This is a genomic window from Aeromonas sp. R6-1 (genome assembly GCF_040908165.1).
GTDB lineage: Bacteria > Pseudomonadota > Gammaproteobacteria > Enterobacterales > Aeromonadaceae > Aeromonas > Aeromonas caviae.
This window is the reverse complement of sequence record NZ_JBFODF010000055.1, coordinates 106,984-128,289: the sequence shown is the minus strand read 5'-3', so window position 1 is coordinate 128,289 and position 21,306 is coordinate 106,984. Positions and strand designations below refer to the sequence as shown.

Annotated in this window: 26 protein-coding genes; 15 read left to right on the top strand and 11 right to left on the bottom strand. The window is 62.6% G+C overall.

Going from position 1 to position 21,306, the window contains the following annotated elements; genetic code table 11:
• Nucleotides 1–57: 57 nt before the first annotated feature.
• Nucleotides 58–639 carry a YjaG family protein gene (locus AB5Y68_RS19830; RefSeq protein ID WP_010672811.1) on the bottom strand — a complete coding sequence of 194 codons (582 nt, stop codon included), beginning with the start codon at nucleotides 637–639 and terminating at the stop codon, nucleotides 58–60.
• 161 nt (nucleotides 640–800) lie between these two features.
• On the opposite strand from AB5Y68_RS19830, the gene AB5Y68_RS19825 reads away from it, so the two are divergent.
• On the top strand, nucleotides 801–1,745 hold the full coding sequence (locus AB5Y68_RS19825; protein WP_039039728.1) for a D-2-hydroxyacid dehydrogenase: 945 nt from the start codon (nucleotides 801–803) through the stop codon (nucleotides 1,743–1,745).
• Between the two features lie 63 nt (nucleotides 1,746–1,808).
• Here AB5Y68_RS19825 and mepM read toward each other — a convergent pair whose 3' ends face one another.
• Entirely contained in the window at nucleotides 1,809–3,146 is a 1,338-nt protein-coding gene (gene mepM / locus AB5Y68_RS19820; RefSeq protein ID WP_010672809.1) for a murein DD-endopeptidase MepM, read from the bottom strand.
• Between the two features lie 270 nt (nucleotides 3,147–3,416).
• Between mepM and AB5Y68_RS19815 the strand changes: the two genes are divergently transcribed.
• Nucleotides 3,417–4,718 carry a LapD/MoxY N-terminal periplasmic domain-containing protein gene (locus AB5Y68_RS19815; RefSeq protein WP_039039729.1) on the top strand — a complete coding sequence of 434 codons (1,302 nt, stop codon included), beginning with the start codon at nucleotides 3,417–3,419 and terminating at the stop codon, nucleotides 4,716–4,718.
• The gene (locus tag AB5Y68_RS19810; protein ID WP_039039730.1) at nucleotides 4,715–5,656 is read left to right on the top strand and encodes a TAXI family TRAP transporter solute-binding subunit; all 942 of its coding nucleotides are present in this window, start codon (nucleotides 4,715–4,717) and stop codon (nucleotides 5,654–5,656) included. The genes AB5Y68_RS19815 and AB5Y68_RS19810 overlap by 4 nt, the downstream gene beginning before the upstream one ends.
• Here the strand turns inward: AB5Y68_RS19810 and AB5Y68_RS19805 are convergent.
• Nucleotides 5,651–6,325, bottom strand: a complete 675-nt coding sequence (locus AB5Y68_RS19805; protein WP_039039731.1) for a transglutaminase-like cysteine peptidase — start codon at nucleotides 6,323–6,325, stop codon at nucleotides 5,651–5,653. The two genes, AB5Y68_RS19810 and AB5Y68_RS19805, sit on opposite strands and share 6 nt — an antisense overlap.
• Nucleotides 6,326–6,401: 76 nt before the next feature.
• A complete protein-coding gene (gene znuA, locus AB5Y68_RS19800; protein WP_039039732.1) occupies nucleotides 6,402–7,340 on the bottom strand; it encodes a zinc ABC transporter substrate-binding protein ZnuA in 939 nt (312 codons plus the stop codon).
• A gap of 97 nt (nucleotides 7,341–7,437) precedes the next feature.
• Between znuA and znuC the strand changes: the two genes are divergently transcribed.
• Together znuC and znuB are read left to right on the top strand one after the other, a co-directional pair.
• Nucleotides 7,438–8,202, top strand: a complete 765-nt coding sequence (znuC, locus tag AB5Y68_RS19795; RefSeq protein WP_039039733.1) for a zinc ABC transporter ATP-binding protein ZnuC — start codon at nucleotides 7,438–7,440, stop codon at nucleotides 8,200–8,202.
• A gap of 9 nt (nucleotides 8,203–8,211) precedes the next feature.
• The gene (znuB, locus tag AB5Y68_RS19790; protein ID WP_010672803.1) at nucleotides 8,212–8,991 is read left to right on the top strand and encodes a zinc ABC transporter permease subunit ZnuB; all 780 of its coding nucleotides are present in this window, start codon (nucleotides 8,212–8,214) and stop codon (nucleotides 8,989–8,991) included.
• A 104-nt stretch (nucleotides 8,992–9,095) separates the two neighbouring features.
• Here the strand turns inward: znuB and AB5Y68_RS19785 are convergent, their stop codons facing one another.
• Nucleotides 9,096–10,013 (bottom strand): LysR substrate-binding domain-containing protein, encoded by a 918-nt coding sequence (locus AB5Y68_RS19785; protein WP_039039734.1) that lies wholly within the window; start codon nucleotides 10,011–10,013, stop codon nucleotides 9,096–9,098.
• Nucleotides 10,014–10,104: 91 nt separating this feature from the next.
• On the opposite strand from AB5Y68_RS19785, the gene AB5Y68_RS19780 reads away from it, so the two are divergent.
• Nucleotides 10,105–10,962, top strand: coding sequence for a DMT family transporter (locus tag AB5Y68_RS19780; protein WP_010672801.1), 858 nt, complete (start codon nucleotides 10,105–10,107; stop codon nucleotides 10,960–10,962).
• Here AB5Y68_RS19780 and AB5Y68_RS19775 read toward each other — a convergent pair.
• Nucleotides 10,959–11,549 carry a uracil-DNA glycosylase family protein gene (locus AB5Y68_RS19775; RefSeq protein WP_039039735.1) on the bottom strand — a complete coding sequence of 197 codons (591 nt, stop codon included), beginning with the start codon at nucleotides 11,547–11,549 and terminating at the stop codon, nucleotides 10,959–10,961. The genes AB5Y68_RS19780 and AB5Y68_RS19775 overlap by 4 nt on opposite strands.
• A gap of 102 nt (nucleotides 11,550–11,651) precedes the next feature.
• On the opposite strand from AB5Y68_RS19775, the gene rarD reads away from it, so the two are divergent.
• Together rarD and AB5Y68_RS19765 are read left to right on the top strand one after the other, a co-directional pair.
• Nucleotides 11,652–12,545, top strand: coding sequence for an EamA family transporter RarD (rarD, locus tag AB5Y68_RS19770; protein ID WP_039039736.1), 894 nt, complete (start codon nucleotides 11,652–11,654; stop codon nucleotides 12,543–12,545).
• Nucleotides 12,542–12,877, top strand: coding sequence for a GIY-YIG nuclease family protein (locus tag AB5Y68_RS19765; protein ID WP_052258822.1), 336 nt, complete (start codon nucleotides 12,542–12,544; stop codon nucleotides 12,875–12,877). The genes rarD and AB5Y68_RS19765 overlap by 4 nt, the downstream gene beginning before the upstream one ends.
• A gap of 50 nt (nucleotides 12,878–12,927) precedes the next feature.
• On the opposite strand, the gene pspG is transcribed toward AB5Y68_RS19765, so the two are convergent.
• The 4 genes from pspG to AB5Y68_RS19745 all read right to left on the bottom strand — a co-directional run bounded on the left by pspG (nucleotide 12,928) and on the right by AB5Y68_RS19745 (nucleotide 15,000).
• Nucleotides 12,928–13,146 carry an envelope stress response protein PspG gene (gene pspG, locus AB5Y68_RS19760; protein ID WP_010672797.1) on the bottom strand — a complete coding sequence of 73 codons (219 nt, stop codon included), beginning with the start codon at nucleotides 13,144–13,146 and terminating at the stop codon, nucleotides 12,928–12,930.
• 47 nt (nucleotides 13,147–13,193) lie between these two features.
• Nucleotides 13,194–13,400, bottom strand: coding sequence for a PspC domain-containing protein (locus AB5Y68_RS19755; RefSeq protein WP_039039738.1), 207 nt, complete (start codon nucleotides 13,398–13,400; stop codon nucleotides 13,194–13,196).
• A gap of 2 nt (nucleotides 13,401–13,402) precedes the next feature.
• On the bottom strand, nucleotides 13,403–14,065 hold the full coding sequence (pspA, locus tag AB5Y68_RS19750; protein WP_010672795.1) for a phage shock protein PspA: 663 nt from the start codon (nucleotides 14,063–14,065) through the stop codon (nucleotides 13,403–13,405).
• A gap of 206 nt (nucleotides 14,066–14,271) precedes the next feature.
• A complete protein-coding gene (locus tag AB5Y68_RS19745) occupies nucleotides 14,272–15,000 on the bottom strand; it encodes a 1-acylglycerol-3-phosphate O-acyltransferase (protein WP_039039739.1) in 729 nt (242 codons plus the stop codon).
• A 163-nt stretch (nucleotides 15,001–15,163) separates the two neighbouring features.
• On the opposite strand from AB5Y68_RS19745, the gene AB5Y68_RS19740 reads away from it, so the two are divergent.
• Genes AB5Y68_RS19740 through AB5Y68_RS19725 form a run of 4 tightly spaced genes read left to right on the top strand, consistent with a single transcriptional unit; the run spans nucleotide 15,164 to nucleotide 18,921 of the window.
• A complete protein-coding gene (locus AB5Y68_RS19740) occupies nucleotides 15,164–15,544 on the top strand; it encodes a hypothetical protein (protein ID WP_039039817.1) in 381 nt (126 codons plus the stop codon).
• A gap of 55 nt (nucleotides 15,545–15,599) precedes the next feature.
• The gene (locus AB5Y68_RS19735; protein ID WP_039039740.1) at nucleotides 15,600–17,642 is read left to right on the top strand and encodes a protein-disulfide reductase DsbD; all 2,043 of its coding nucleotides are present in this window, start codon (nucleotides 15,600–15,602) and stop codon (nucleotides 17,640–17,642) included.
• 10 nt (nucleotides 17,643–17,652) lie between these two features.
• Complete coding sequence (locus tag AB5Y68_RS19730) at nucleotides 17,653–18,393, top strand: DsbA family protein (protein ID WP_010672791.1); 741 nt, start codon at nucleotides 17,653–17,655, stop codon at nucleotides 18,391–18,393.
• 3 nt (nucleotides 18,394–18,396) lie between these two features.
• Nucleotides 18,397–18,921 carry a protein disulfide oxidoreductase gene (locus AB5Y68_RS19725; protein ID WP_039039741.1) on the top strand — a complete coding sequence of 175 codons (525 nt, stop codon included), beginning with the start codon at nucleotides 18,397–18,399 and terminating at the stop codon, nucleotides 18,919–18,921.
• Between the two features lie 76 nt (nucleotides 18,922–18,997).
• On the opposite strand, the gene AB5Y68_RS19720 is transcribed toward AB5Y68_RS19725, so the two are convergent.
• Nucleotides 18,998–19,408, bottom strand: coding sequence for an EF-hand domain-containing protein (locus AB5Y68_RS19720; protein ID WP_039039742.1), 411 nt, complete (start codon nucleotides 19,406–19,408; stop codon nucleotides 18,998–19,000).
• A gap of 267 nt (nucleotides 19,409–19,675) precedes the next feature.
• Between AB5Y68_RS19720 and AB5Y68_RS19715 the strand changes: the two genes are divergently transcribed.
• The 3 genes from AB5Y68_RS19715 to AB5Y68_RS19705 are packed head-to-tail and all read left to right on the top strand — an operon-like array spanning nucleotide 19,676 to nucleotide 21,306.
• The gene (locus tag AB5Y68_RS19715) at nucleotides 19,676–19,960 is read left to right on the top strand and encodes a DnaJ domain-containing protein (protein ID WP_024943298.1); all 285 of its coding nucleotides are present in this window, start codon (nucleotides 19,676–19,678) and stop codon (nucleotides 19,958–19,960) included.
• 23 nt (nucleotides 19,961–19,983) lie between these two features.
• Nucleotides 19,984–20,526, top strand: coding sequence for a hypothetical protein (locus tag AB5Y68_RS19710; RefSeq protein WP_039039743.1), 543 nt, complete (start codon nucleotides 19,984–19,986; stop codon nucleotides 20,524–20,526).
• Nucleotides 20,527–20,538: 12 nt separating this feature from the next.
• Nucleotides 20,539–21,306: a hypothetical protein gene (locus AB5Y68_RS19705; protein ID WP_026035107.1), complete on the top strand. Its 768-nt coding sequence runs from the start codon at nucleotides 20,539–20,541 to the stop codon at nucleotides 21,304–21,306.

The following is a 21,306-nucleotide window of genomic DNA, read 5'->3' as shown; positions in this document are numbered from 1 at the left end:
CAGAGATAAAAAAAACTCCCGACCGGGAGCTTTTTCTATGGGCAGTACGCGATGGCGTTACGCCTCCAGGCTGATGCCGATGTTGGAGACGCCGTCCTGGGCCGCGAAGGCGCGGATGGCAAGGATGCGGTCGCTGTCCCGTTCATGGGCCACCCGTTTGAGCAGTTCGACCTGGAACTCCAGCTCCGCCTCCATGTACTCGTGCTCATAGAGCTCATCATCGCTGAGATCCCGCTCTTCCAGCATCTCGATGAAGCCGGCGACCGTGCCGACAGACGCATGGCTGGCGTCGTTGGCCTCTTCCCCCACCCGGCAGATCACCGAGTTGTAGGCACAACCCAGCGCCACGCAGGCGTCCAGTGCCGGATAGGCGCCGTAGGATTCAAACTTGCGGGGATCGGGAATGTAGACTTCAAACGCTTCCAGAATGGCACCAAGATTGACGCGGGATCCCTTGACCGTCAGGTAGTTCCACATCTGATCCAGCGCGTGACGGAATGCCCTCGCATCCCCGAAACCGGAGGCCTGGGTAAAGAGCACATAGTTGGGGTACATGCGCTCTGCCAGCGCCAGGGTATAGACGGTTTGCTGCCAGGGCTGCAGCTCGGCCAGTCGCTTATAAAACTTGTCACCAAACACTGGAGTCGGATCCTTTGCAAAATGTGGGGCAGATTGTAGCCCACGAGGGCCCCGTCTAAAAATGAAAATGCGCCCTGCTCGACTATCTTGCTCGATCAACTGGGGTAAGATGGAGACAGCATCCCTCTCGCCTTGCCATAAACACGATAAGGAACAAGAGTATGAGCCAACGTACCCTGCTGCTGTTGAGTCAGGACAACAGCCACTATGAACGCCTGCTCAAGGCGGCCCATCTTCCCCATCTGCACATTCTTCGGGCCGACAATCAGGCCGAGGCCGAACAGCTTATCGGTGACGCTCATATCCTGATGGCCGAGCCTGCCCGGGCCAAGCCGCTGCTGGCCAAGGCCGGCAAGCTCAGCTGGCTCCAGTCGACTTATGCCGGGGTCGATGTGCTGCTGGACGCCAGTTGCCGCCGCGACTACCTGCTCACCAATGTCCGCGGCATCTTCGGCCCCTTGATGAGCGAGTATGTGTTCGGCCATCTGCTCAGCCTGACCCGCCAGTTGCCACTCTATCGCGAGCAGCAGCAACAGGGCGTCTGGCAGAGCCATCCCTACCAGGGCTTGAAGGGAAAGACGCTGCTGCTGCTCGGCACCGGCAGCATCGGGCAGCATATCGCCCACACCGGCAAGCATTTTGGCATGAGGGTGCTCGGCATCAGTCACAGTGGCCGTGAGCGTGCCGGGTTCGATCAGGTGTACCAGTTGCCGGCACTCAACAAGATGCTGGCCCAAGCCGATGTCATCGTCAGCGTGCTGCCCGCCACCCGCGAGACACGCCATCTCTTCACCGCCGAACGCTTCAGCCACTGCAAACCGGGCGCCATCTTCTTCAACGTCGGCAGGGGCAATGCCGTCCATGAAGGAGATCTGCTGGCGGCACTGCAAGCCGGCAAGCCCGCCATGGCGGTGCTAGATGTGTTCGAGCAGGAACCCCTGCCCGCTGACAGCCCGCTCTGGCACCAGCCCAATCTCATCGTGACGCCCCACAACAGCGCCTACAGCTTCCCGGAAGATGTAGCCCAGATCTTCATCCGCAACTACATCCGCTTCATTGATGGTCAGCAGCTGGACGGCCGGATCGACTTTGACAAGGGTTATTGAAGCCGTTCTGCAATGAAAAGGCCCCGCCAGTTGGCGGGGCCTTTTTCGTCAGGAGGGCGCCGTTCAGCCCGCCTCCATCTCTTTGCGGTAGCTCTTCACCTTGGCGAGGAACTGACGCTTGTCCTTGCCGGAGAGCGGCTCCGCCATCGGCAGCTTGATCTTCATGGGATCCACCGGCCGGTTGTTGATGCGTACTTCGTAGTGCAGGTGAGCACCGGTGGAACGGCCCGTGTTGCCGGAGAGGGCTATCTTGTCGCCCATTTTCACCTTCTGCCCGGGTTTCACCAGCAGCTTGCTCAGGTGCAGGTAACGGGTCATCAGGGTACGACCGTGCTTGATCACGACATAGGTGCCTGCCAGCGGGTGGCTGGTTGCCTTGAGGACCACACCGTCACCGGTCGCCATGATGGGCGTGCCTACTGGCAGGGCAAAGTCGGTCCCCTCATGGGGCCGGACCTGCCCGGTAATGGGATGACGGCGATTCGGGTTGAAACTGGAGCTGACCCGGTAACGGCTGTGAGTCGGATAACGGCGGAAGCCGCGCTCCAGGCTGTTTGCCTGACCGTCATAATAGTTGCCATCTTCCGACAACCAGGCTGACACGGCCTTGCCCTGGCTGAACACCTCGACCCCCAGCAACTGGGTATTGCCCGTACTCTTGCCCTCGACCGTCTCCTGACGGACCAGCACCTTGAACTTGTCACCTTTTTTCAAATCCTTGGCGAAGTTGAGGCGCCACTGGAACAGGTTGGCAATCTTCTGGATGTGGTTGGCCGGGATCCCGGCATTGCGGGCGCTGACGTAGAAGCTGCCGTTGATGACACCGTCATAGCTCTTCTGTTGCCACTCCACCTCTTCATTGAGCATGTTGGCGCTATAGGTGTCGTCGGTACGCTCCAGCACCAGGGTCTGCTTGATGTTCAGGCGGATCTTCAACTGCTGCAGAATGTTGTCCTGATCGATCAGCAACTCGATGGTCTGACCGGGTTTAAGACGCGCCAGGTTGTTCTTGGCATCCGCATCCAACACCTTGTAGAGGGTGGTGGTGGACAGCCCCAGGTTGTTGAAGATGGTGGTCAGGTTCTCGCCGTTGCGTACCCGGTAATCCTGCCATTGAGGCGTGGCATCCGCCGGGATGTCGTCTTCGGGAGCAGCTGACTCGACCAGCTCGTGATCCGGAATGTCGTTGAAGTCGGTGTTGTCTTCGTTGGTTGCGGTGCCCGTGGTGGCGATCGGCAACTCCAGACGAAGTGGCCGCTCCAGGATGTCACCGGGAGCTGGCAATACGGCTACCGCTGACAGCGTCATGGCCGTGAGCAATAGCATGGCATAGAAATGCTTGCGGGGAACCGGGGGTTCCCAATTGGCAGCCTGAGCTACCAAGGGACGGAGACGTTTCATCCGCTATCCTGTTATTAGATCTAAGGGTGGTGGTTGTGGGTCTGTTTTTATGAGTTTTTATTATGAAAACCGAATATCTGGCTTTTAGACCTAAATACTTACAAAAAGTTCATAGCTCCATGCACGAAACTCACATTTTATGCATAACCTTCCAGCATGGGCAGAAATGATCGTCATTTTCAGCCATTTTTTTCTATTTTTAAGAACCAAGTCCGGTTGTGGTGCTCTCCGGCCCAGAAAATGTTGCAAAAACATCTCCATGGAGTGGGTATGTCATTGGCAAAATTGTTAAATGTAATCATTCTGATCCTCTTCACCATCGGCGCCGCGCTGCTGCTCGTGCTGGAGATCACCACAGTACGACAGTCTATTCTCGACCAGATGTCAGCCAACCTTGAAACCGCCATCACCGCGCTGGGGCTGGTGCTGCAGGGTACCTTGCTCAACGATGACAAGGTCCTTGCCGAGACCATAGTGAACGCCATGTTCGACGGAGGTTTCGTCAACTCCGTCGTCCTGCTGGATCCGGATGGCCAGGTGCTGTTCCAGAAGGTGTTCCACACCGCACAGCAAAATATTCCAGGCTGGCTCCCCTCAGTTATCGACATGCCACCGGTCAAGATTGAGCAGGAGTTGACCGACGGCTGGCGCATTCTCGGTACCCTCACGCTCGAGGGACACAAGGGTTACGCCTACCAGCATCTGTGGAACGCCATCAGTCGTACCGGACTTGCGCTGCTCGCCGGCCTGCTGGTGTTCAGTCTGGTGATCACCTGGGTGTGCCGCCGCCTGCTACGCCCCCTCGAACAGATCAGTCTGCAGCTGACCCGGATCCGCAAACGCCAGTTCAGCGGCAACCTGCCAACCCCGTGGCTTCGCGAATTGCAGGAAGTCGTCGTCTCCATCAACCAGCTGGTCTCCGAACGCAAACGGGACCTGCTGCAACAACGGCTGAAGATCACCCAGCTTGGCAAGCACGACGCCCTCCTGACCCACCAGAAGCTCGTTGGTCTGGTCGACACCGATGGCAACACCTATCAGCAGCATTTCTTCTCCACTCAGGGGAGTATCAGGCTCTACAGCCGCCTGTTACCCAAGCACCCCCCCACCACGGACAGCTCGCCGGATGAAATTCGGGCGCTGCTCAACGACTGGCTGACCCAGAAGGCGGAAGGGCTCCAACTGCCTCTCAGCCTGCTCGGCCATCCAGACTGGGCGCAGTTTGCCCCCGTGCTGGCCAGCGCTCGTGGCAAGACGCTGGACTGGCGCTGGGATCTGGCTATCTTCCCCCCCCTGGCCGAGGAGCGACTGACTGCACTCCAGTCTCAGGGGATTGAGCTGGCGTTCAGCAACATCCCGATGAACAACGACAATCTGGCCAGACTCGACCCCATCAGACCCGTCTTCATCAGTTGCCAGCTCACCCAGTCCCCCCTTTATTGGAACCTGCTCTCCCAATGCCTCCATGCTTCCGGCTACACCTTGCTGGCGGAAGCCGGCGACGTGAGCGATGTGGACATGCTGCGCAGTTGGGGCATCGATGGTTATGCCACTCAGGAGAATGCATCATGAGGATCCCGCTGCTGCTGCTCGCCCTGCTGTGGCAACCGACCCTGCACGCGACCACCATGACCATAGGCACCGGGGGGGAGCAAGGCATCTATTACCAGGTCATCAAGGAGTTCTGCAGACTGGCCAAAAAAAGTGACCCCACGATGCCCTGCAAACTACAGGCCAGCTCCGGGTCCATCGAAAATCTCCGCCAGCTGAAAGCGGGAGAGGTCCCCTATGCCCTCGTCCAGTCAGACTGGCTCTATCAGGCCAGCCAGGGCACGGGGCCTTTCGTTGCCCAACCACAACGCGAGCTGAGGGCTCTCTTTGCCACCCACGCCGAACCTTTCACCATAGTGGTGCGAGCCGATGGGGATATCACCACCCTGGAGCAGCTCAAGCTGGCCCCCATCGACATGGGCCTGAAGAGTTCAGGGACTCGGCAAACGGCATTGGCCCTGTTCAATGTTTTGGGTGCAAAGGAGCAGGATCTTGATTTGAAGAGCGTCGCCAATCTCTCCGAAGCACTGTGCAGTAAACAGATCGATGCCTATGGCCTCGTCATGGGTCATCCCAACCGTATCGTGCTCGACACCGCCAAGCGCTGCGACGTGCGCTTCCTGGCGATCGAGGGGCCCGTCAGGGACCAGCTGCTCAAGGGGGTCAGGTATTATCAGCGCAGCCAGGTGCCGGCACGCATCTACCCGGGCAACCTCAAGGCAACCCCGACCTTCGCCATCGCCGCCACCCTGGTGACCCATGCCGCCACACCGGATGACGAGGTCTATCGGCTTACCCGGGCCATGCTGAGCCAGCAAACCAGTTTCAACGAACAGACCTATGGCTATGCGAACCTGTTTCACAAGGCGCGCAACAAGATTGGCCCGGTGCTGAGTGTCGAACAGCATCCGGGCGCGGCAAAATATTTCGAGGAGTTGAAGGCGGCGGGCAAGTTATAGCTGGCGACGGGGGGAGCGCAAATGCTCGCTGGAGAAGCGGCTCTGCATCGAGGTCCACTGGGCCAGGCGATCGGCGCTCCCCGCCAGGGTTCCCTCGCGACGAGATTTCATGATCCAGATGCTTTTGGCATCGAAACTGTAAACCGGCTGCAGATCATTGCGCTTGCTCCCCGGCAGGATGCGGCCATTGATGTTGTCCAGCACCAGGGGATCTGACTTGATGGTCGAGAAGTACAACGTCACCATGTGGAACTGGTTGTAACGGAGTGCCTTCACATAGGCCAGCCGCAGTTTCTTCTCGTCGACCCCCAGCTCCATCAGGGTGTAGTACTTGGCGATGCTGTAGTCCTCGCAATCCCCGCCTCTCGCCCCGATGAACTCCAGCGGATTGGCCCAATAATCATCATCCCCCCACAGTCTGGGATCCTCGCTGTAGGTCAGGTTGTTGAAGTAGTTGTTCACCAGCTCCAGCTTCTGCTGGTCCGTCGTTCCGGCCCTTGGCGTCAGCAGACGAGAGAAGGCCTCGGACCGCTGGATCGCTCTGGCGCCATAGACCGCCTGCATTTTTGCCCTGAGTTCCGGGCTGGCGATGTGTTCGGAAAGACCGGATGCCTGTATGCCGGATCCCAGCAGGGTCAGCGTGCAGGCAGAGACGAGCAACCATTTCATGACTGACACTCCATATCAGATGCTGGAGGTCAGTATAGTTGGCCGCGCCGCCTCTATCGTCAATGTCGGGCAAGGCCTAGCGGCACTGGGCGAAGGCATCCGCCAACTGCTGCATGAATTGCGGATAACCGTCCGGACCGAGCGGCACCTGCTCGCCGACTTCGTCCAGCAGCAGCACCTTGGCCCCGGTATTGCGGGCAACCGACTCGATCACCGCCGGGGAGAACTGCGGCTCGGCGTAGATGCAGCTCGCCTTTTTCTCTTCCAGCGCCTTGCGGATGTCAATCAGCGTCTTGGCTCCCGGGCGACGCTCCGGGCTCACGGTGAAGTGTCCCTTGGAGCTCATGCCGTAGTGACGCTCCCAGTATCCATAGGCTTCGTGGAACACGAAGTAGCCCTTCTGATCCACCGCCTCCATCTGCACGGCGATCACCTTGTCCAGGGCGTCAACCTTGCCCTCGAAGGCCGCGAGATTGGCGGCATAGCGCGCCTGGTTGGCAGGATCCAGCTTGCCCAGTTCGGTTGCAATCGCCTTGGCAATCACCTTGGCCTGGGTTGGACCCAGCCAGATGTGGGGATCCACCCCTTCGTGGTGGTGCCCTTCATGGCCCTCGTCGTGCGAGCCGTGGTCGTGGGCGGCATGGTCATGATCCTTGTCATCATGGTGATGATCGTCATGCTCCCCCTGGGTCGCATAGTTGTACAGCGGCATGCCGGGAACCTGGGTCAGGGTCAATACATGAGGATGCCGGGCAAGGGGTTTGGCCATGAAGCCTTCCAGTTCCGGACCGACCCACACCACCAGATCGGCCTCGTTGATGCTGCGAATATCGGAAGGGCGCAGGGAAAAATCGTGGGGCGACGCGCCGGTGGGCAGCAGCACCCCGGGCTCGCTCACGCCATCGGTGATCGCCGCCGCGATGAAGCCCAGGGGTTTGATGGTGGTCAGCACCTCGAGGGCACGGACAGGCAGACTCACCGCCATCAGGGCAGTGATCAGAGCAAGAATTCGCATAGAGGTCTCGTCAGGGAGTGTGTGTGTGATAATATAACAAACCAACGTCGTCGTTGTTATATTATAACTCTCACAGGCTGTAAACCCCGGAGCTGTCATGACCCAACTGGTGGAGCTGAAAGAGGTCTGTCTCTCATTTGACGGACGACTCGTGCTCGACAAGGTCTCCTTTACCCTGAACAAAGGCAAAATCACCACCCTGGTCGGCCCCAACGGGGCGGGCAAGAGCACCCTGAGCAAGCTGGTGCTGGGTTTGCTCAGCCCAGATTCGGGGGACATCGTCCGCCGCCGCGATCTGCGGGTCGGCTATGTACCCCAGCGCCTCTATCTGGACCCCACCCTCCCCCTGACGGTGCGCCGCTTCCTGCAACTTGGCAAGAACAGCCGCCTCTCCATCGAGGAGGCGCTCAATCGGGTCGGCGCCCAGGATCTGCTGGATAACCGGATGCAAAAGCTCTCCGGTGGCGAGATGCAGCGGGTACTGCTGGCCCGCGCCCTGCTGGTCAAACCCGAGCTGCTGGTGCTGGACGAACCGGTGCAAGGGGTAGATATCACGGGCCAGATCGAGCTCTATGCCCTCATCAGCCAGCTGGCCGCCGAGTTCCACTGCGCCGTGCTGATGGTCTCCCACGATCTGCACCTGGTGATGGCCAGCACTCACGAGGTGATCTGCCTCAATCGCCACGTCTGCTGCCACGGCGAGCCACAGAGCGTGGCCCGCCACCCGGAATTTGCCCGCCTGTTCGGGCGACCGGAGCGGGAGGTGCTGGCGGTCTATACCCACCATCACCACTGCGATGGCGAACACCATCATCATGAACCGCAGGCTCCCGTCATCCGCCTGCCCTCTCGCAACAACTAGGATCTTCACGTGGACAGCTTTCTGTTATACGCCCTCGCGGCCGGACTCGGCATCGCCCTGCTGGCCGGGCCGCTTGGCAGCTTCGTGGTGTGGCGCAAGATGGCCTATTTTGGCGACACCCTCTCCCATGCCTGCCTCTTCGGCATCGCCCTCGGCATCCTGCTGCAGGTGGACCTCACCCTGGCGGTCGTGGTCTGCTGCCTCGCCATGGCGATGCTGCTGGTCATCATGAGCCGCAACCAGCAGGTGGCCACCGACACCCTGCTCGGCATTCTGGCCCACAGCGCCCTGTCGCTGGGTCTGGTCACCCTGAGCTTCATGGACAACGTGCGGGTGGATCTGATGGCTTACCTGTTTGGCGACCTGCTCTCGGTGCAGCCCATGGACCTGCTCTGGATCTACGGCGGCGGCGCCCTGGTGCTGCTCACCCTGTGGCGGCTCTGGGATCCCCTGCTCTCCATGACCATCTCGGAAGAGCTGGCCCGGGTGGAAGGGGTGCGGGTAGATGTGCTGCGCTGCGTGCTGATGTTGCTGATAGGCCTGGTCATCGCCGTGGCCATGAAGTTCGTCGGGGCGCTCATCATCACCTCCTTGCTGATCATTCCCGCCGCCACCGCCCGCCGCTTCAGCCAGACCCCGGAGCAGATGGCCGGCTTTGCCGCCCTGACAGGCTGTCTCGCCGTGCTGGGGGGCCTTGCCCTCTCCTGGTATCAGGACACCCCGGCCGGTCCCTCGGTCGTAGTCTGCGCCACCACCCTCTTTGTACTGAGCCAGTTCAAGCGCACCTGACCCGCTCCTGATGGCCCTGGTCTCGCCAGTGCCATCAGGCCTCCCGAATCAGACTCCTGCGTCGTGGGCTGCGCCGTCCATTCTGCATAGGGCACCCAGCCCGTTCAGACACGCCTGAGAGGCTCGTTTTCCCCGGGTCTCAGGCTCGCCTGCGACTCCTGCCACAGCCACTGACGCAATCGGCTGATGGCGGGTTCATGGGCGCGCGAGCGCTTGAAGACGAAATAGAAGTTGTCGCCGGTCTCGAGGGCGTGCAGGGGCAGCCGCACCAGACGCGGATCCTCCGGCTGCAACATGTAGTCGTTGATGAGCGCCATTCCCTGGTCCCAGTTCGCCGCCTCCAGCGCGAGCAGGATATGGCTGAAATGGTGCACCCTCGCCTCGGGGGGAATGGTCAGCCCCCCCATTTCGGCCCAGCGCCGCCAATCTTCCCCCTTCTCGCGGTAGATAGCCTGGATGGAGAGCAGCGGCAGCTGCCACAGGGTGGCGGGCCAATCCCCTTCCACCTGCTGCCACATCCGGCGACTGCATACCGGCATCAGCCGCTCCCGATAGAGCAGATCGTGCATGTAGCCCGGCCCTTCGGGGGAGACGGTGATGAAACCGTCCGCCACCCTGTCGGAGAGCTCGGGATCTTCCGCCACCATCTCCAGGCTGAGATCCAGCTCGGGATAGAGCTGGCGCAGCCCGGCCAAGCGAGGGATCAGCCACTTCACCGCAAAGGAGCTGTAGACCGCGAGCCGCACCCGCATCTCGCCTCCACCGCGCAACTGCTCGCTACTCTGGGCAATCTGGACCAGCCCGGCGGCGATCCCCTCGAAATAGATCTCCCCCTGGGGCGTCAGGGAGAGCAGCCGCCCCTGGCGCAGCAGCAGCCGCTCCCCCAGAAAATCCTCCAGCAGACGGATCTGGTGACTGACAGCACTCTGGCTGACATTGAGCTCCAGGGCGGCGCGGGAAAAACTCAGCAGGCGGGCAACCACCTCGAAATATTGAACGGCGCGCAGGGGGGGCAGCTTCATTATCCAAATTTCTCATGTGTGATGATTTTTTATCATTTTACTGGATAACAGACCGCGGGCTACCCTCCCCTCATCTGAATCTGGAGGTGGTATGAATGCAGTCGGGATAGGCATCCTCTATCTGGTGCTCGGCAACATGGTGGCGGTCTTCTCCGATGCCCTGGTCAAGGTGCTGGAGCCGGACCAGCCCATTTTCCAGTTTGTCTTTTTCCGCCAGCTCTCCGCGGCCCTGCTGCTCGCCCCCTGGCTGCTCTGGTCCTGGCGGCGCAACCCGCCGGTAGCCCTCAAGTGGCACCTGCTGCGGGCCCACATCTGGGCCGTCGGCGTCTGCCTGATGGTGGTCGCCCTCACCCGGCTGCCACTCGCCACCGCCAACGCCCTCTTCTATGCCGCCCCGCTGCTGATGGTGCCGCTCGCGGTCTGGCTGGCGGGGGAGGCACTCTCGCGCCAGAAGGTGCTGACGGCGCTGCTCGGCTTCGTCGGAGTACTCATCGTGCTGCGCCCGACCGAAGTAAACTGGGCCGCCCTGGCGGCGCTCGGGGTGGCGCTCTCCCTGGCGGTCAACAACCTGCTGATCAAGCGCATCCCGCTCCAGCAGCCCATCGCCCAGACCCTGTTTTTCACCAATGTGCTGAGCATGCCCTTCATCCTGGCGCTGGCCTGGTGGGAAGGGGGCGAGTGGCAATGGCAGATGTGGTGGCCCGCCTTCGGCTCCTCGGCGCTCATCATGGTCTACGCGGGGCTGTGCGTGATGGCCTATCGCAAGGCGGAGGCGAGCAAGATCGCCTCGGCGGAGTACACCGGGCTGCTGATGGCGGTCGCCATCGGGGTCTGGCTGTTTGACGAACAGCCAGGGCTGCCGCTGCTGCTGGGGTGCCTGTGCATCATACTGCCGCTGGTCGCCATGGCCCGCAGCAAGCCCAAGCCCCAGGCCGAGCCGGCGCTCTAGCCTGCCGGGTCAAGCAGGGGGGCGACCCTCTGCTGCAGATGGGGGATCACTGCCTGCTCGAACCAGGGGTTCTTCCTGAGCCAGAGGGTGTTGCGCGGGGACGGGTGCGGCAGCGGCAACCAGGCCGGGCCATAGTCCGCCCAGTGTCGCACCGTCTCGGTGAGCGATCCTTTCGCCGCCGCCCTCAGGTAGTAAGCCTGCGCATACTGGCCGATGAGCAGGGTCAGCTCGATGTTGGGCAGCAGCATCAGTACTTTGTCGTGCCAGGTGGGGGCACATTCCGGGCGCGGCGGCAGGTCCCCCGACTTGCCCCTGCCGGGGTAACAGAGCCCCATGGGCATGATGGCGATGCGGGATTCATCGTAAAAGGTGGCCTTGTCCACCCCGAGCCACTGGCGCAGCCGATCGCCGGAGGGATCGTCCCAGGGGATGCCGCTGGCGTGTACCCGGGTGCCGGGGGCCTGGCCGATGATGAGCAGACGGGCGCGCTCGTTGCCGCGGATCACCGGCCTTGGGCCGAGCGGCAGGTGGGCCTCGCACAGGCGGCAGGCCCGGATCTGTTCAAACAGGGGATCGAGTCGGTTCATGGGCCCGATAGTACCAGAGTTTTCTCCCCGCTCCCGCTTGTGAAAGGGGCGGCGGATACTTATCATGCAGCCGCCATTGTTTAGTTTAATAAACGGAGAGAGATGAAGAACTGGATGGGCACCGGCAGCGCGGCCCTCTCATTCGTGCTGTGGGGCATGCTGCCCCTCTATTACCAGTTCATGCCCGAGATCAACATGTGGGAACTGCTCTCCCACCGGGTGCTCTGGTCCGTGCTGCTGCTGGGAGGCCTGCTTCTGCTCCTCGGCCAGCGGGTGCCCTGGGGGGCCCTGCGCGGTGATCCCCGGCAGCTCGGCCTCGTGCTGCTGGCAGGCCCCGTGATGTCCATCAGCTGGTGCATGTTCACCTGGTGCCTGACCACGGGCCAGGTGCTGGCCACCAGCCTCGCCTTCTTCATGACCCCGCTCTTCAACATCGCCTTTGCGGTGCTCTTCCTCAAAGAGAAGCTCACCCCGCAAAAACACCTGGCGGTGGCGCTCGCCCTGGCGGGGCTCGCCTACATGCTCTTCTCCTACGGCCAGCTGCCCTGGTTCTCCCTCGTGATGGGGGCCAACTTCGCCCTCTACGGCCTCATCAAGAAGAAGGTGAGACTGGACGCAGGTACCAGTCTCTATCTGGAGTCCCTGGTGCAGTTGCCCGTCGCCCTTCTCATCATCGGCTGGCTGACCTTGCAGGGCACCAGCCAGTTTATGGCCGGTGACTGGACCGAGCGCCTGCTGCTGATGGGCAGTGCCCCCGCCACCCTGCTGCCGGTGGGGCTGTTCTGCTATGCGGTGGCGCGCACGCCCATGAGCACGGTGGGGCTGCTGCAATACATAGAGCCGAGCCTCGCCTTCCTGCTCGCCCTCTTCTGGTTTGGCGAGATCCCGGATCCGGTGAAATCCGTGGGCTTTGCCTTCGTCTGGGCCGGCCTGCTGGTGAGCCTGCTGCCCCTGCACCGGCTTGGGCGCCAGCGGGCCAGGTGGCGCACCTCGTGACCCTCGCCACCCCCACTCCCTCCCGCTGGTTTGTCTATCTGGTGCGCACCGGCACCGGGGCACTCTATGCGGGGATCAGCACGGATCCCGAGCGGCGACTGCGTCAGCACCAGAGCGGCAAGGGTGCCAGAGCCCTGCGCGGCAAGGGCCCCCTCTCCCTGGTATGGCAGCAGGAGGTCCCCGGCAAACGCGAGGCGCTGCGCCTCGAGTACCGCCTCAAGCAGCAGAGCAAGGCGTTCAAGGAGCGCCTGGTACACGAGCCGGCGTTGTGGCACGGCTGGCGCCTTTCCTGGCTTGCCACCCCGCACACCGACCCTGTGTCGCCCCCATAAAAAGGGCCACTGCAAGCAGTGGCCAAGGAAGGATACGAAATCAGGGAGGCTTAACGGTAGGTGTTCGACTGCTTGCGCCTGTTGCTGAGGAGCCAGCACACCACCAGCACCACCAGCAACCAGGGCGCCAGCTTGATGATGAGGGCAAACATGCCGGCCAGGGCGCCAAACAGCACGAAGACCCCGCTCACCAGCAGCATGGCCAGCACGGTGAATCCGGTCAGCGCCATGCCGATCAGCACCAGGATCAAGACGATAAATTCCAGCATGTTGTGCTCCTCACGGGCTTGCACTTGCCGACGGGGCGATCCGGAGATCACCCCAGCCAGCGTTGAAGTTCACGGCGGGGAGGCATGACGAGCACCCCCACCAGATAGAGCGCCAGGGCCAGCGGCGGCATCAGGATCAGGGCGAGCAGGGCCACCACCCGCACCGTCACTCCGGACACCCCCAGCCCTCTGGCAAGACCGGCGCAGACCCCGGTCAGCTTGCGATGGGCGAGATCCTTGGGCCAGGGTGTCATGGTTATGCCTCCACCTTCTGACCCTTGAGCCGGGCCAGTTCCCGCTCAATCTCGTCGTTCAGCTCCAGTTCGCGGAACTGGGCCTCGAGGGACGGATTCTGCCCCAGGGTCGCCGCCTCCAGCTGGGCCTCCAGCTGATCGACCCGGTTCTGGAAGCCGTCGAAGCGGGCCACCAGCTCGTGCATGCGCTGGTTGTCCACCTGGGCACGGGCGCGGATGCGGCTGTGGGCGGTCTGCTCGCGCAGGGTCAGCATCTTCTGCTTCTCCCGCGCCTCGGTCAGCTTGGCCGCCAGTCGCTCGCTGTCGGCGGTGAGCTGGGCCAGCACTTCGGCCACCCGCGCCTTGTCCTCTTCCAGCCGCTCGCACTGCTTCATCTCCGCCAGCTTCTCGGTGAGGGCGGCACGGGCCAGATCTTCGCGGCCCTTCTGGATGGCGAGTTCGGCCTTGGCTGCCCACTCCTGGATCTGGTTGCGCAGCGCCTGCTGATGGCGCTCCAGCTGTTTCTGTTCGGCGATGACGCGGGCGGCCTGGGTTCTCATCTCGACCTGGACCTGCTCCATCTCCTCGATCATCAGGCGCAGCATCTTCTCCGGCTCTTCGCTCTTGTCGAGCAGGCTGTGCAGGTTGGCATTGATCACGTCGGTCAGGCGGCTGAATACGCTCATGGTCTGGCTCCTTGTTGATGGGGTGTCACTCTCTTCCCATGACATTACAAGAGCCGTGCCAGAATGTTTTTGCCTTTATTTACAATTAGATGAAAGTTAACGATGGATGTTCACCGGATACAACGTGGTGAAAAAAACCAACAAGATGGTGATTTTCACCAATAAAAAAGGGAGCCAGCGGCTCCCTCTCTTCTCTGCAACCGGGCTCAGGCCGCCGGTCGATGGCCGAGCTTGCCATCCAGCTCCGCCAGCTTGGCTTCCATCTTCTCCCGGCAGGTGTCGGAGAGCTCGCGAATGCCAGCGGCGCCGTGCTCCTTGCTGCACACCGGGGCCATCACCTCCAGCAGCACCTCGCCGTTGTCCCAGCGGTTGAGATCGACCTGACCGAAGTAGCTGGAGCAGACGATGGGCACCACGGGCACCTCGGCCTGGACGGCAGTGTGGAAGGCCCCCGCCTTGAACGGCAGCAGACCGCGCCCCTGGGAGCGGGTCCCCTCCGGGAACATCCAGATGGAGGTGCCGCGATGCTTGATGCGATCCACCACCTGGCCGATGGTGCCGATGGCGCGGGAGCGGTTGGAGCGGTCGATCAGCACGTTGCCGGAAAGCCAGAAGATGAGGCCGAAGAAGGGGAGCCACAGCAAGCTCTTCTTGCCCACCGCCACCACGCCGGGCTGCACGGCGCCGGTCACGGTGAAGATGTCGTAGTTGCTCTGGTGATTGCAGACGTAGACCGCCGGTCCCACCGATTTGACCTCGTCGGCCACCGTCACCCGGACCTTGAGGCCGATCAGCGGGCAGACCGCATGATACATGCGGGCGAAGACATAGACGTTGTTCGGGTGGCGCGGGCGCACCAGACAAAGCAACAGGCCGAACAGGAACCAGAAGACGAGCAGCAGTGCCAGCAGCAGCACACGGGCAAGTTTGAGCATCGAACACCTCGGAATTTGACTCGGCGCAGTATACTGGTCCCCCTTTTAGCGAACAAGCGTTCGCCAGACAGAACCGACCAGCCCCGGACGTCACCGGTCACCCCGGCTTGCCCCACCCGCCATTGCCCGCTAGGATGTGGCCATCTTGATGAACGGGGCGAGCATGATTTTGCAACAACGCGCGGCGACACGACTCCTGCTGCTGGTCTGCCTGCTGGTGCTCAATTGCGCGGCCCAGCCGCTGGCCCGCCTCGCCCTGCTCGATCACGCAGTGAGTTGCCAGACCCTGCCCCAGTTTGCCTCAGCCGACGACCAGGCCGACAAGGGCACGCCCGCCAGTGTGCAGCCCAACAGCTGCCAGCTCAACGGCAAGTGGCTGAGCGCCGCCAGTCTGCTGTGCGTGGAGCAACTCTTCTTCGCCATCGCCTTCGTGATTGCCCTGCTGGTGCCCCTGTCACGGCGCGCGCCGGCACTGCCTCCCCCCATCAATGTCTCGCCGCCGGAGCGGCGACTGCACCTCACCCTCTGCGTCTGGCGGGAATGAGTTCAGCCGCGCTTTTTCAGCCTGCTGTCACTCATTTTTTTGCGAGACCCAACACATGTCGAATCTCTTCAAGGCGGCCCTGCTACTGGGCAGCCTGCTGTGGCAATCCAGCGGATTGGCCAGCGATACGGGGTGGCTCACCCGCCCCCAGAACAGTCACGCCAAGGTCAGGCTGCAAGCCGACCGCAGCGTCCCGGATCAGACCCGCATCCTGCTCGATGTCCAGCTGGAGTCAGGCTGGAAGACCTACTGGCACAGCCCGGGTGAAGGGGGCATAGCGCCCCAGATCCTGTGGGATGAGCCGGTCGGCGACTTCCAGTGGCACTGGCCCACTCCGCGCCCCTTCGAGGTCGCCGGGCTCAGCACCCAGGGCTATCAGGAGCAGGTACGCTTCCCCCTGAGCCTGGGCTACCCGGCCGGACAGCCGCTCAAGGGCACCTTGCGCCTCTCCACCTGCAGCAATGTCTGCATCCTGACCGACTACCCCTTCACCCTGGCGGCGGATGAGCAAGCGCCGGCCGGCTTTGACTTCGCCTGGGCCCGGGCCATGAGCACCCTGCCACAGACGCTGCCCGCCGACACCCGGGTCGAGCTCGGCTACCAGCATAACCAGCTGCAACTGCGGGCCGAGCGGGCAGAAGGCTGGCAGGAACCTGCGCTCTTCATCGATGCGCTGGAGGGGGCCGAGTTCGGCAAGCCCGCGCTCGAGGTAAGCGGCACCACCCTGATTGCCCGGGTGCCGGTCAGCGATGGCTGGCAGGGGGATGCCCCTGACTTGCGTGGCCAATCCCTCGGCCTGCTGCTCACCAGCGGCGAGCAGGCCTGGCAGACCCGCGCCACCATCGCCGATCCCCTCGCCCTGCCGGCCCCGGGGCAGCCACTCCTCTGGCTGCTGGGGGCAGCGCTGCTCGGCGGTCTCATCCTCAACCTGATGCCCTGCGTGCTGCCGGTGCTGGCTCTGAAACTTGGCACCGTGCTGCAGCAGCAGGAGCGCGAACAAGGAGGCGTGCGCAAGCAGTTCCTCGCCGCCAGCGCCGGGATAATCACCTCCTTCTGGGTGCTGGCAGCCATGAGCAGCCTGCTGCGCGCCACACAAGGGGCCGTAGGTTGGGGGATCCAGTTCCAGAGCGCTGGTTTCATCGGCTTCATGGTGCTGGTCACCCTGCTGTTTTGCGCCAACCTGCTGGGGCTGTTCGAGATAAGGTTGCCCAGCAACCTCAACACTCGCCTCGCCACCCGCGGCGGCGAGGGGCTCGGCGGTCACTTCCTGCAAGGGAGTTTCGCCACCCTGCTCGCGACCCCCTGCTCGGCCCCCTTCCTCGGCACCGCGGTGGCCTTTGCACTGGCGGCGCCCCTCGGCCAGCTCTGGCTCATCTTCACGGCCCTCGGCCTTGGCATGAGCCTGCCCTGGCTGCTGGTGGCGGCCCTGCCGCGCCTTGCCCTCTGGCTGCCCAAACCGGGGCGCTGGATGGAGCGACTGCGCATCCTGCTCGGGCTGATGATGCTGGGCTCCAGCCTCTGGCTGGCGAGCCTGCTCGGCAACCATCTGGGCACCACGGCCACCGGCTGGCTGATGGCCGCCATGGTGCTGGCGCTGCTGATGGGCATCCTCTGGCGCTATGGCCTGCGCGGCTTCACGCTGGCCCTCTCCCTCTCGGCACTCATCGGCGGCGCCCTGCTGCTGGGGGGCGCCCTCACGGTGAAAGGGGGTGGCAGCGTCGATCGCATCGCCTGGCAGCCGCTCTCCGAACAGGCCATCGCCGACGCCCTGGCCCAGAACAAGCGGGTCTTCGTGGATGTCACCGCCGACTGGTGCGTCACCTGCAAGGCCAACAAATACAACGTGCTGCTGCGTGACGAGGTGCAGCGCGCCCTGTCGGCCCCGGACGTGGTAGCCCTTCGCGGCGACTGGAGCCGGCCGAGCGATGCCATCTCCGTCTTCCTGCGCCAGCGTGGCGCCGCCGCCGTTCCCTTCAACCAGATCTACGGGCCCGGCCTGCCGGAAGGAGAGGTCCTCTCTCCCCTGCTGGACAAGGCCGACTTGCTCGACAGCTTGCACAAGGCCGGCCTCGTTCAGGCCGATGCCACCCATTTCTAAGGAGAATGCCATGAGACTGCGAACCCTGACCCTCTGCACCGCCCTGGTCGCCGCCACCCTGGGCACCCCCACGCTGCACGCCGCCCCCTTCACCCCGGAGCAGGAGGCCCGCATCAAGGAGCTCATTCGCGAGACCCTGATCGCCAACCCCGGGATCCTCGACGAGGCAGCCGAATCCTGGGAGAAACAGAACGCCGCGACCCAGCAAGCCCAGATGGGTGACTTCATCAAGGGCAACCAGGACGTGCTGTTCAACAGCCCCACCAGCCCGCGCCTCGGCGCCAAGCATCCCAAGCTGACCCTGGTGCTGTTCACCGACTACAACTGCCCCTACTGCAAGCAGTTCGACCCGGCGGTCGCCAAGCTGCTCGCGGCCTATCCGGACGATCTGGGGCTGGTGATCAAGCTGCTGCCGTTCAAGGGACAGACCTCCGCCAAGGCAGCCCAGTACAGCCTGACCCTGTGGCAACAGGATCCTGCCCGCTTCCTCCCCCTGCACGACAAGCTCATGAGCAAGCAGGGGATGCTGACCGAGACGGACATCAACAAGGCGCTGGCCGCCACCGACAACCTGACCCTCAAGCCCGCAGGCAAGGCCACCGAAGAGCTGCGCAACAGCCTGCGCATCGGCACCCTGCTGGGCGTGCAAGGCACCCCGGCGACCCTTATCGGCAACCAGCTGGTGCCGGGTGCCATTCCCTATGACGAGCTGGAGCAGCTGGTCAAAGCCGAGCTGGCCAAGCGGAGCTAAGCCATGGCCGAGGATACAGGCATAAAGGCCCCCCGCTGGCGCCGCTGGGGCAAGGAGGCGCTCTGGCTGCTGCTGATGGCGCTCGTCATCACCACCCTGGTGGATCTGTGGCGCAGCCCCACCCTGCCGGCGGGGGCCATGGAGACCCCCTTCACCCTGCAGGACGGCACCACCACCACTCTGGCCGCGCAGAGCCGCGGCAAGCCCCTGCTGGTCTACTACTGGGCCAGCTGGTGCGGGGTGTGCCGCTTCACCACTCCCACGGTGGAGCAGCTCTGGCAGGAGGGTGAAAATGTGCTGACGGTGGCCCTGCGCTCCGGCAGCGATGAGCAATTGCGCGCCGGGATGGCGAAGAAGGGGCTGACCTTCCCCACCCACAACGACGAGTCCGGGGATCTGGCCGCCCGCTGGCAGGTGGGGGTGACGCCGACCTTCCTCGTCATCAAGGATGGGGCTCTGGTGAGCAGCACCACCGGCTGGAGCAGCGCCTGGGGGCTCAGGTTGCGGCTGCTCTGGGCAAGCTGGTAGCCCCCTTCATGCCAGAGATGCAAAGAGCCCGGTATCGCTACCGGGCTCTTTTTCATCAGAGGGCTGACAACCCGTCCTATTGGGCGGCCTCCATCGCCCGCTTCTCCAGATTGGCCTTGATGTCGAGACGCTCAGACTCCCCGATCACTCCGTCACCGTTCTTGTCCAGGCGAGTGAAGAGCGCCTCCTGCCGCGCCATGAACTGGGCCCTGGTGGTCTCCCGCGACGGCTTGAGCTGGCTCATCCGCTCCGGGACCGGCTTGCCAGCCTGTTGCATCACGCCAGCCAGCTTTGCCAGGTTGGCCTCTTTCTCGGCAACCGACAGCACGCCGTCACCGTTTTTGTCTTGCAGGGCAAAGCGCTGGGCGGCGCGCTCCATGAACTGGGCCCTGGTGACATCCCCCATCAGCGGCGAGACGGGCAATATGTCGCTGGCAGAGGCGGCACTGCCTGCCAGCGCGAGCACGAAAAACGCGGACTTGACCATGGCGATGACTCCTTGTGACGGCAGAATCCGGATGGTTCGGACAAGAGGGGGCCGGGCAACGCCGGGGCCTGCCGCCCCCCTCTGCCAGTGTAGCCCCACCGCCATCTCGCACCGCCCGCTCTTTTCGTACAGAAAGACCGCACTTTCATGGCAGAGGCGCCGGCTTTCCGTTAAAATCTCCGGTTTTTGCCGAGCCTGGTTTGCCGACGTTGCGCCACCAGGTCGACACAGGATGAATTCCACCATGCCAGTGAGGCAGGATCCGTCATGAACAACTACTTCCGGGTGTTGGGCGTCAAGTCCAATGCCAGTGAAAACGACATCAAAAAAGCCTATCGACGGCTGTCGAACCAGTACCACCCCGACAAGCTGCACGGGGCGAGCGAAGAAGAGAAAGAGCAGGCAGCCGCCCGGCTGCACCAGGTAAAGCAGGCCTATGAAGTGCTGTCCGATCCGAAACAGCGGGCCGCCTTTATCAAGGATTTCAACAACGTCATCGTGACCGATCCCGCTGCTGCCATGCAGGAGATGTGGGACCAGTTCTACCCCTGAGCCACCAGGCAAGAAGAGCGACTATGCAAAAAAAATGGGACCAGGCACGGCTCAAGGCCCTGCAAAGCGATGCCAGCGAGAACATCGAATCCTACCGGGATCAGGATGACCCCAAGGGGCTCGAGCAGTTCACCGACCAGATGAAGGCCCTGCTGCTGGCCGACATGAGCATGCTGGAGTTCATGCCCGAATACCTGCCGCTCGCCCTCTATGGCCGGGTGCAGTTCCCGGCCAAGGCCAAGTCGCAGTGGAACAAGTGGCTCGCCAGCGGCGAGCAGCCCTCCTGGGACGAGTTCAAGGTGAGCGTCGGCTTCAACAACGCCATCCTGCCCCTGGTCAAGGCGGTGCGGGCACAGAGCGAAGATCAGCTGATGGAAGCCTGCGCCGTGCTGTTCCTGCTCGACAACCCGCTGCCGCGCGGCAGCCACCGCGCTGATGACGACTATGAGCTGCGGGACGAAGAAGAGGAAGACGGGGAAGATGCCGACGCCGACTACCACGGCGGCAGTGACCGCTATGGTGATGACGATGGCGATCAGGATATGTACGACGAAGTCCGTTTCTAATTGGGGCAAGGCATGAGCAACAGTCTGATAGAAATTACCGCCATCGAGATCAAAGAGCTGGCCGTCATCGAGCCGAAGCAGGCCAGCGAGAAGTTCGAGCTGATCGCCAAGACCATGTCTGACGACCAGTTGGCAGAAGTGATTGAAAACATTGATATCGTTACCCTGACCCAGATCAACGGCCAGCACGACATCTCCTTCCCTTCCATCATCTCCGAGCTGATGACCCCGGAGCGGATCCGCGACATCGTCTGCCAGCAGCCCCTCTACTGGGAAGAGGCGATCAAGAACAACGCCGACGAGCTGCAACAGCACACCTTCGACTTCCTCAACTACCTGATCCGCACCCAGGATAGCGAGGCCAAGCAGCGGGAGATCCTCGAGTGCGTGGCCGAAGATCCGGCCGGTCTCTTCTACCTCGCCATCCCCTTTATCGAGTTCTATCGCGGCGATCGCTATGAAGAGGACGAAGGCTATCGCGACGTGCTGCACGCCGAAGAGGAAGATCTCGAAGAGTCCCTGCGCTACAGCGAGCGCCAGCAGGCCGAAGACAGCCACGACTATGCGCTGGACGACCCGCGCAGCCTCTTGATGCTCATTCGCGAGCTGGCCCCCGAGGTGGAAAAATCCATCAAGTCGCTGCTGCGCAACGAGCACTCCACCTGGGACGGCATCATCAACAAGTTTGCCGCCGAGCTGGTGATGCAGGCCAAAGAGAAGAACAAGGTCGAGGAAGACGAGTACGGTGACGTCGACGACATGTTCAGCTTTCTGGATTAA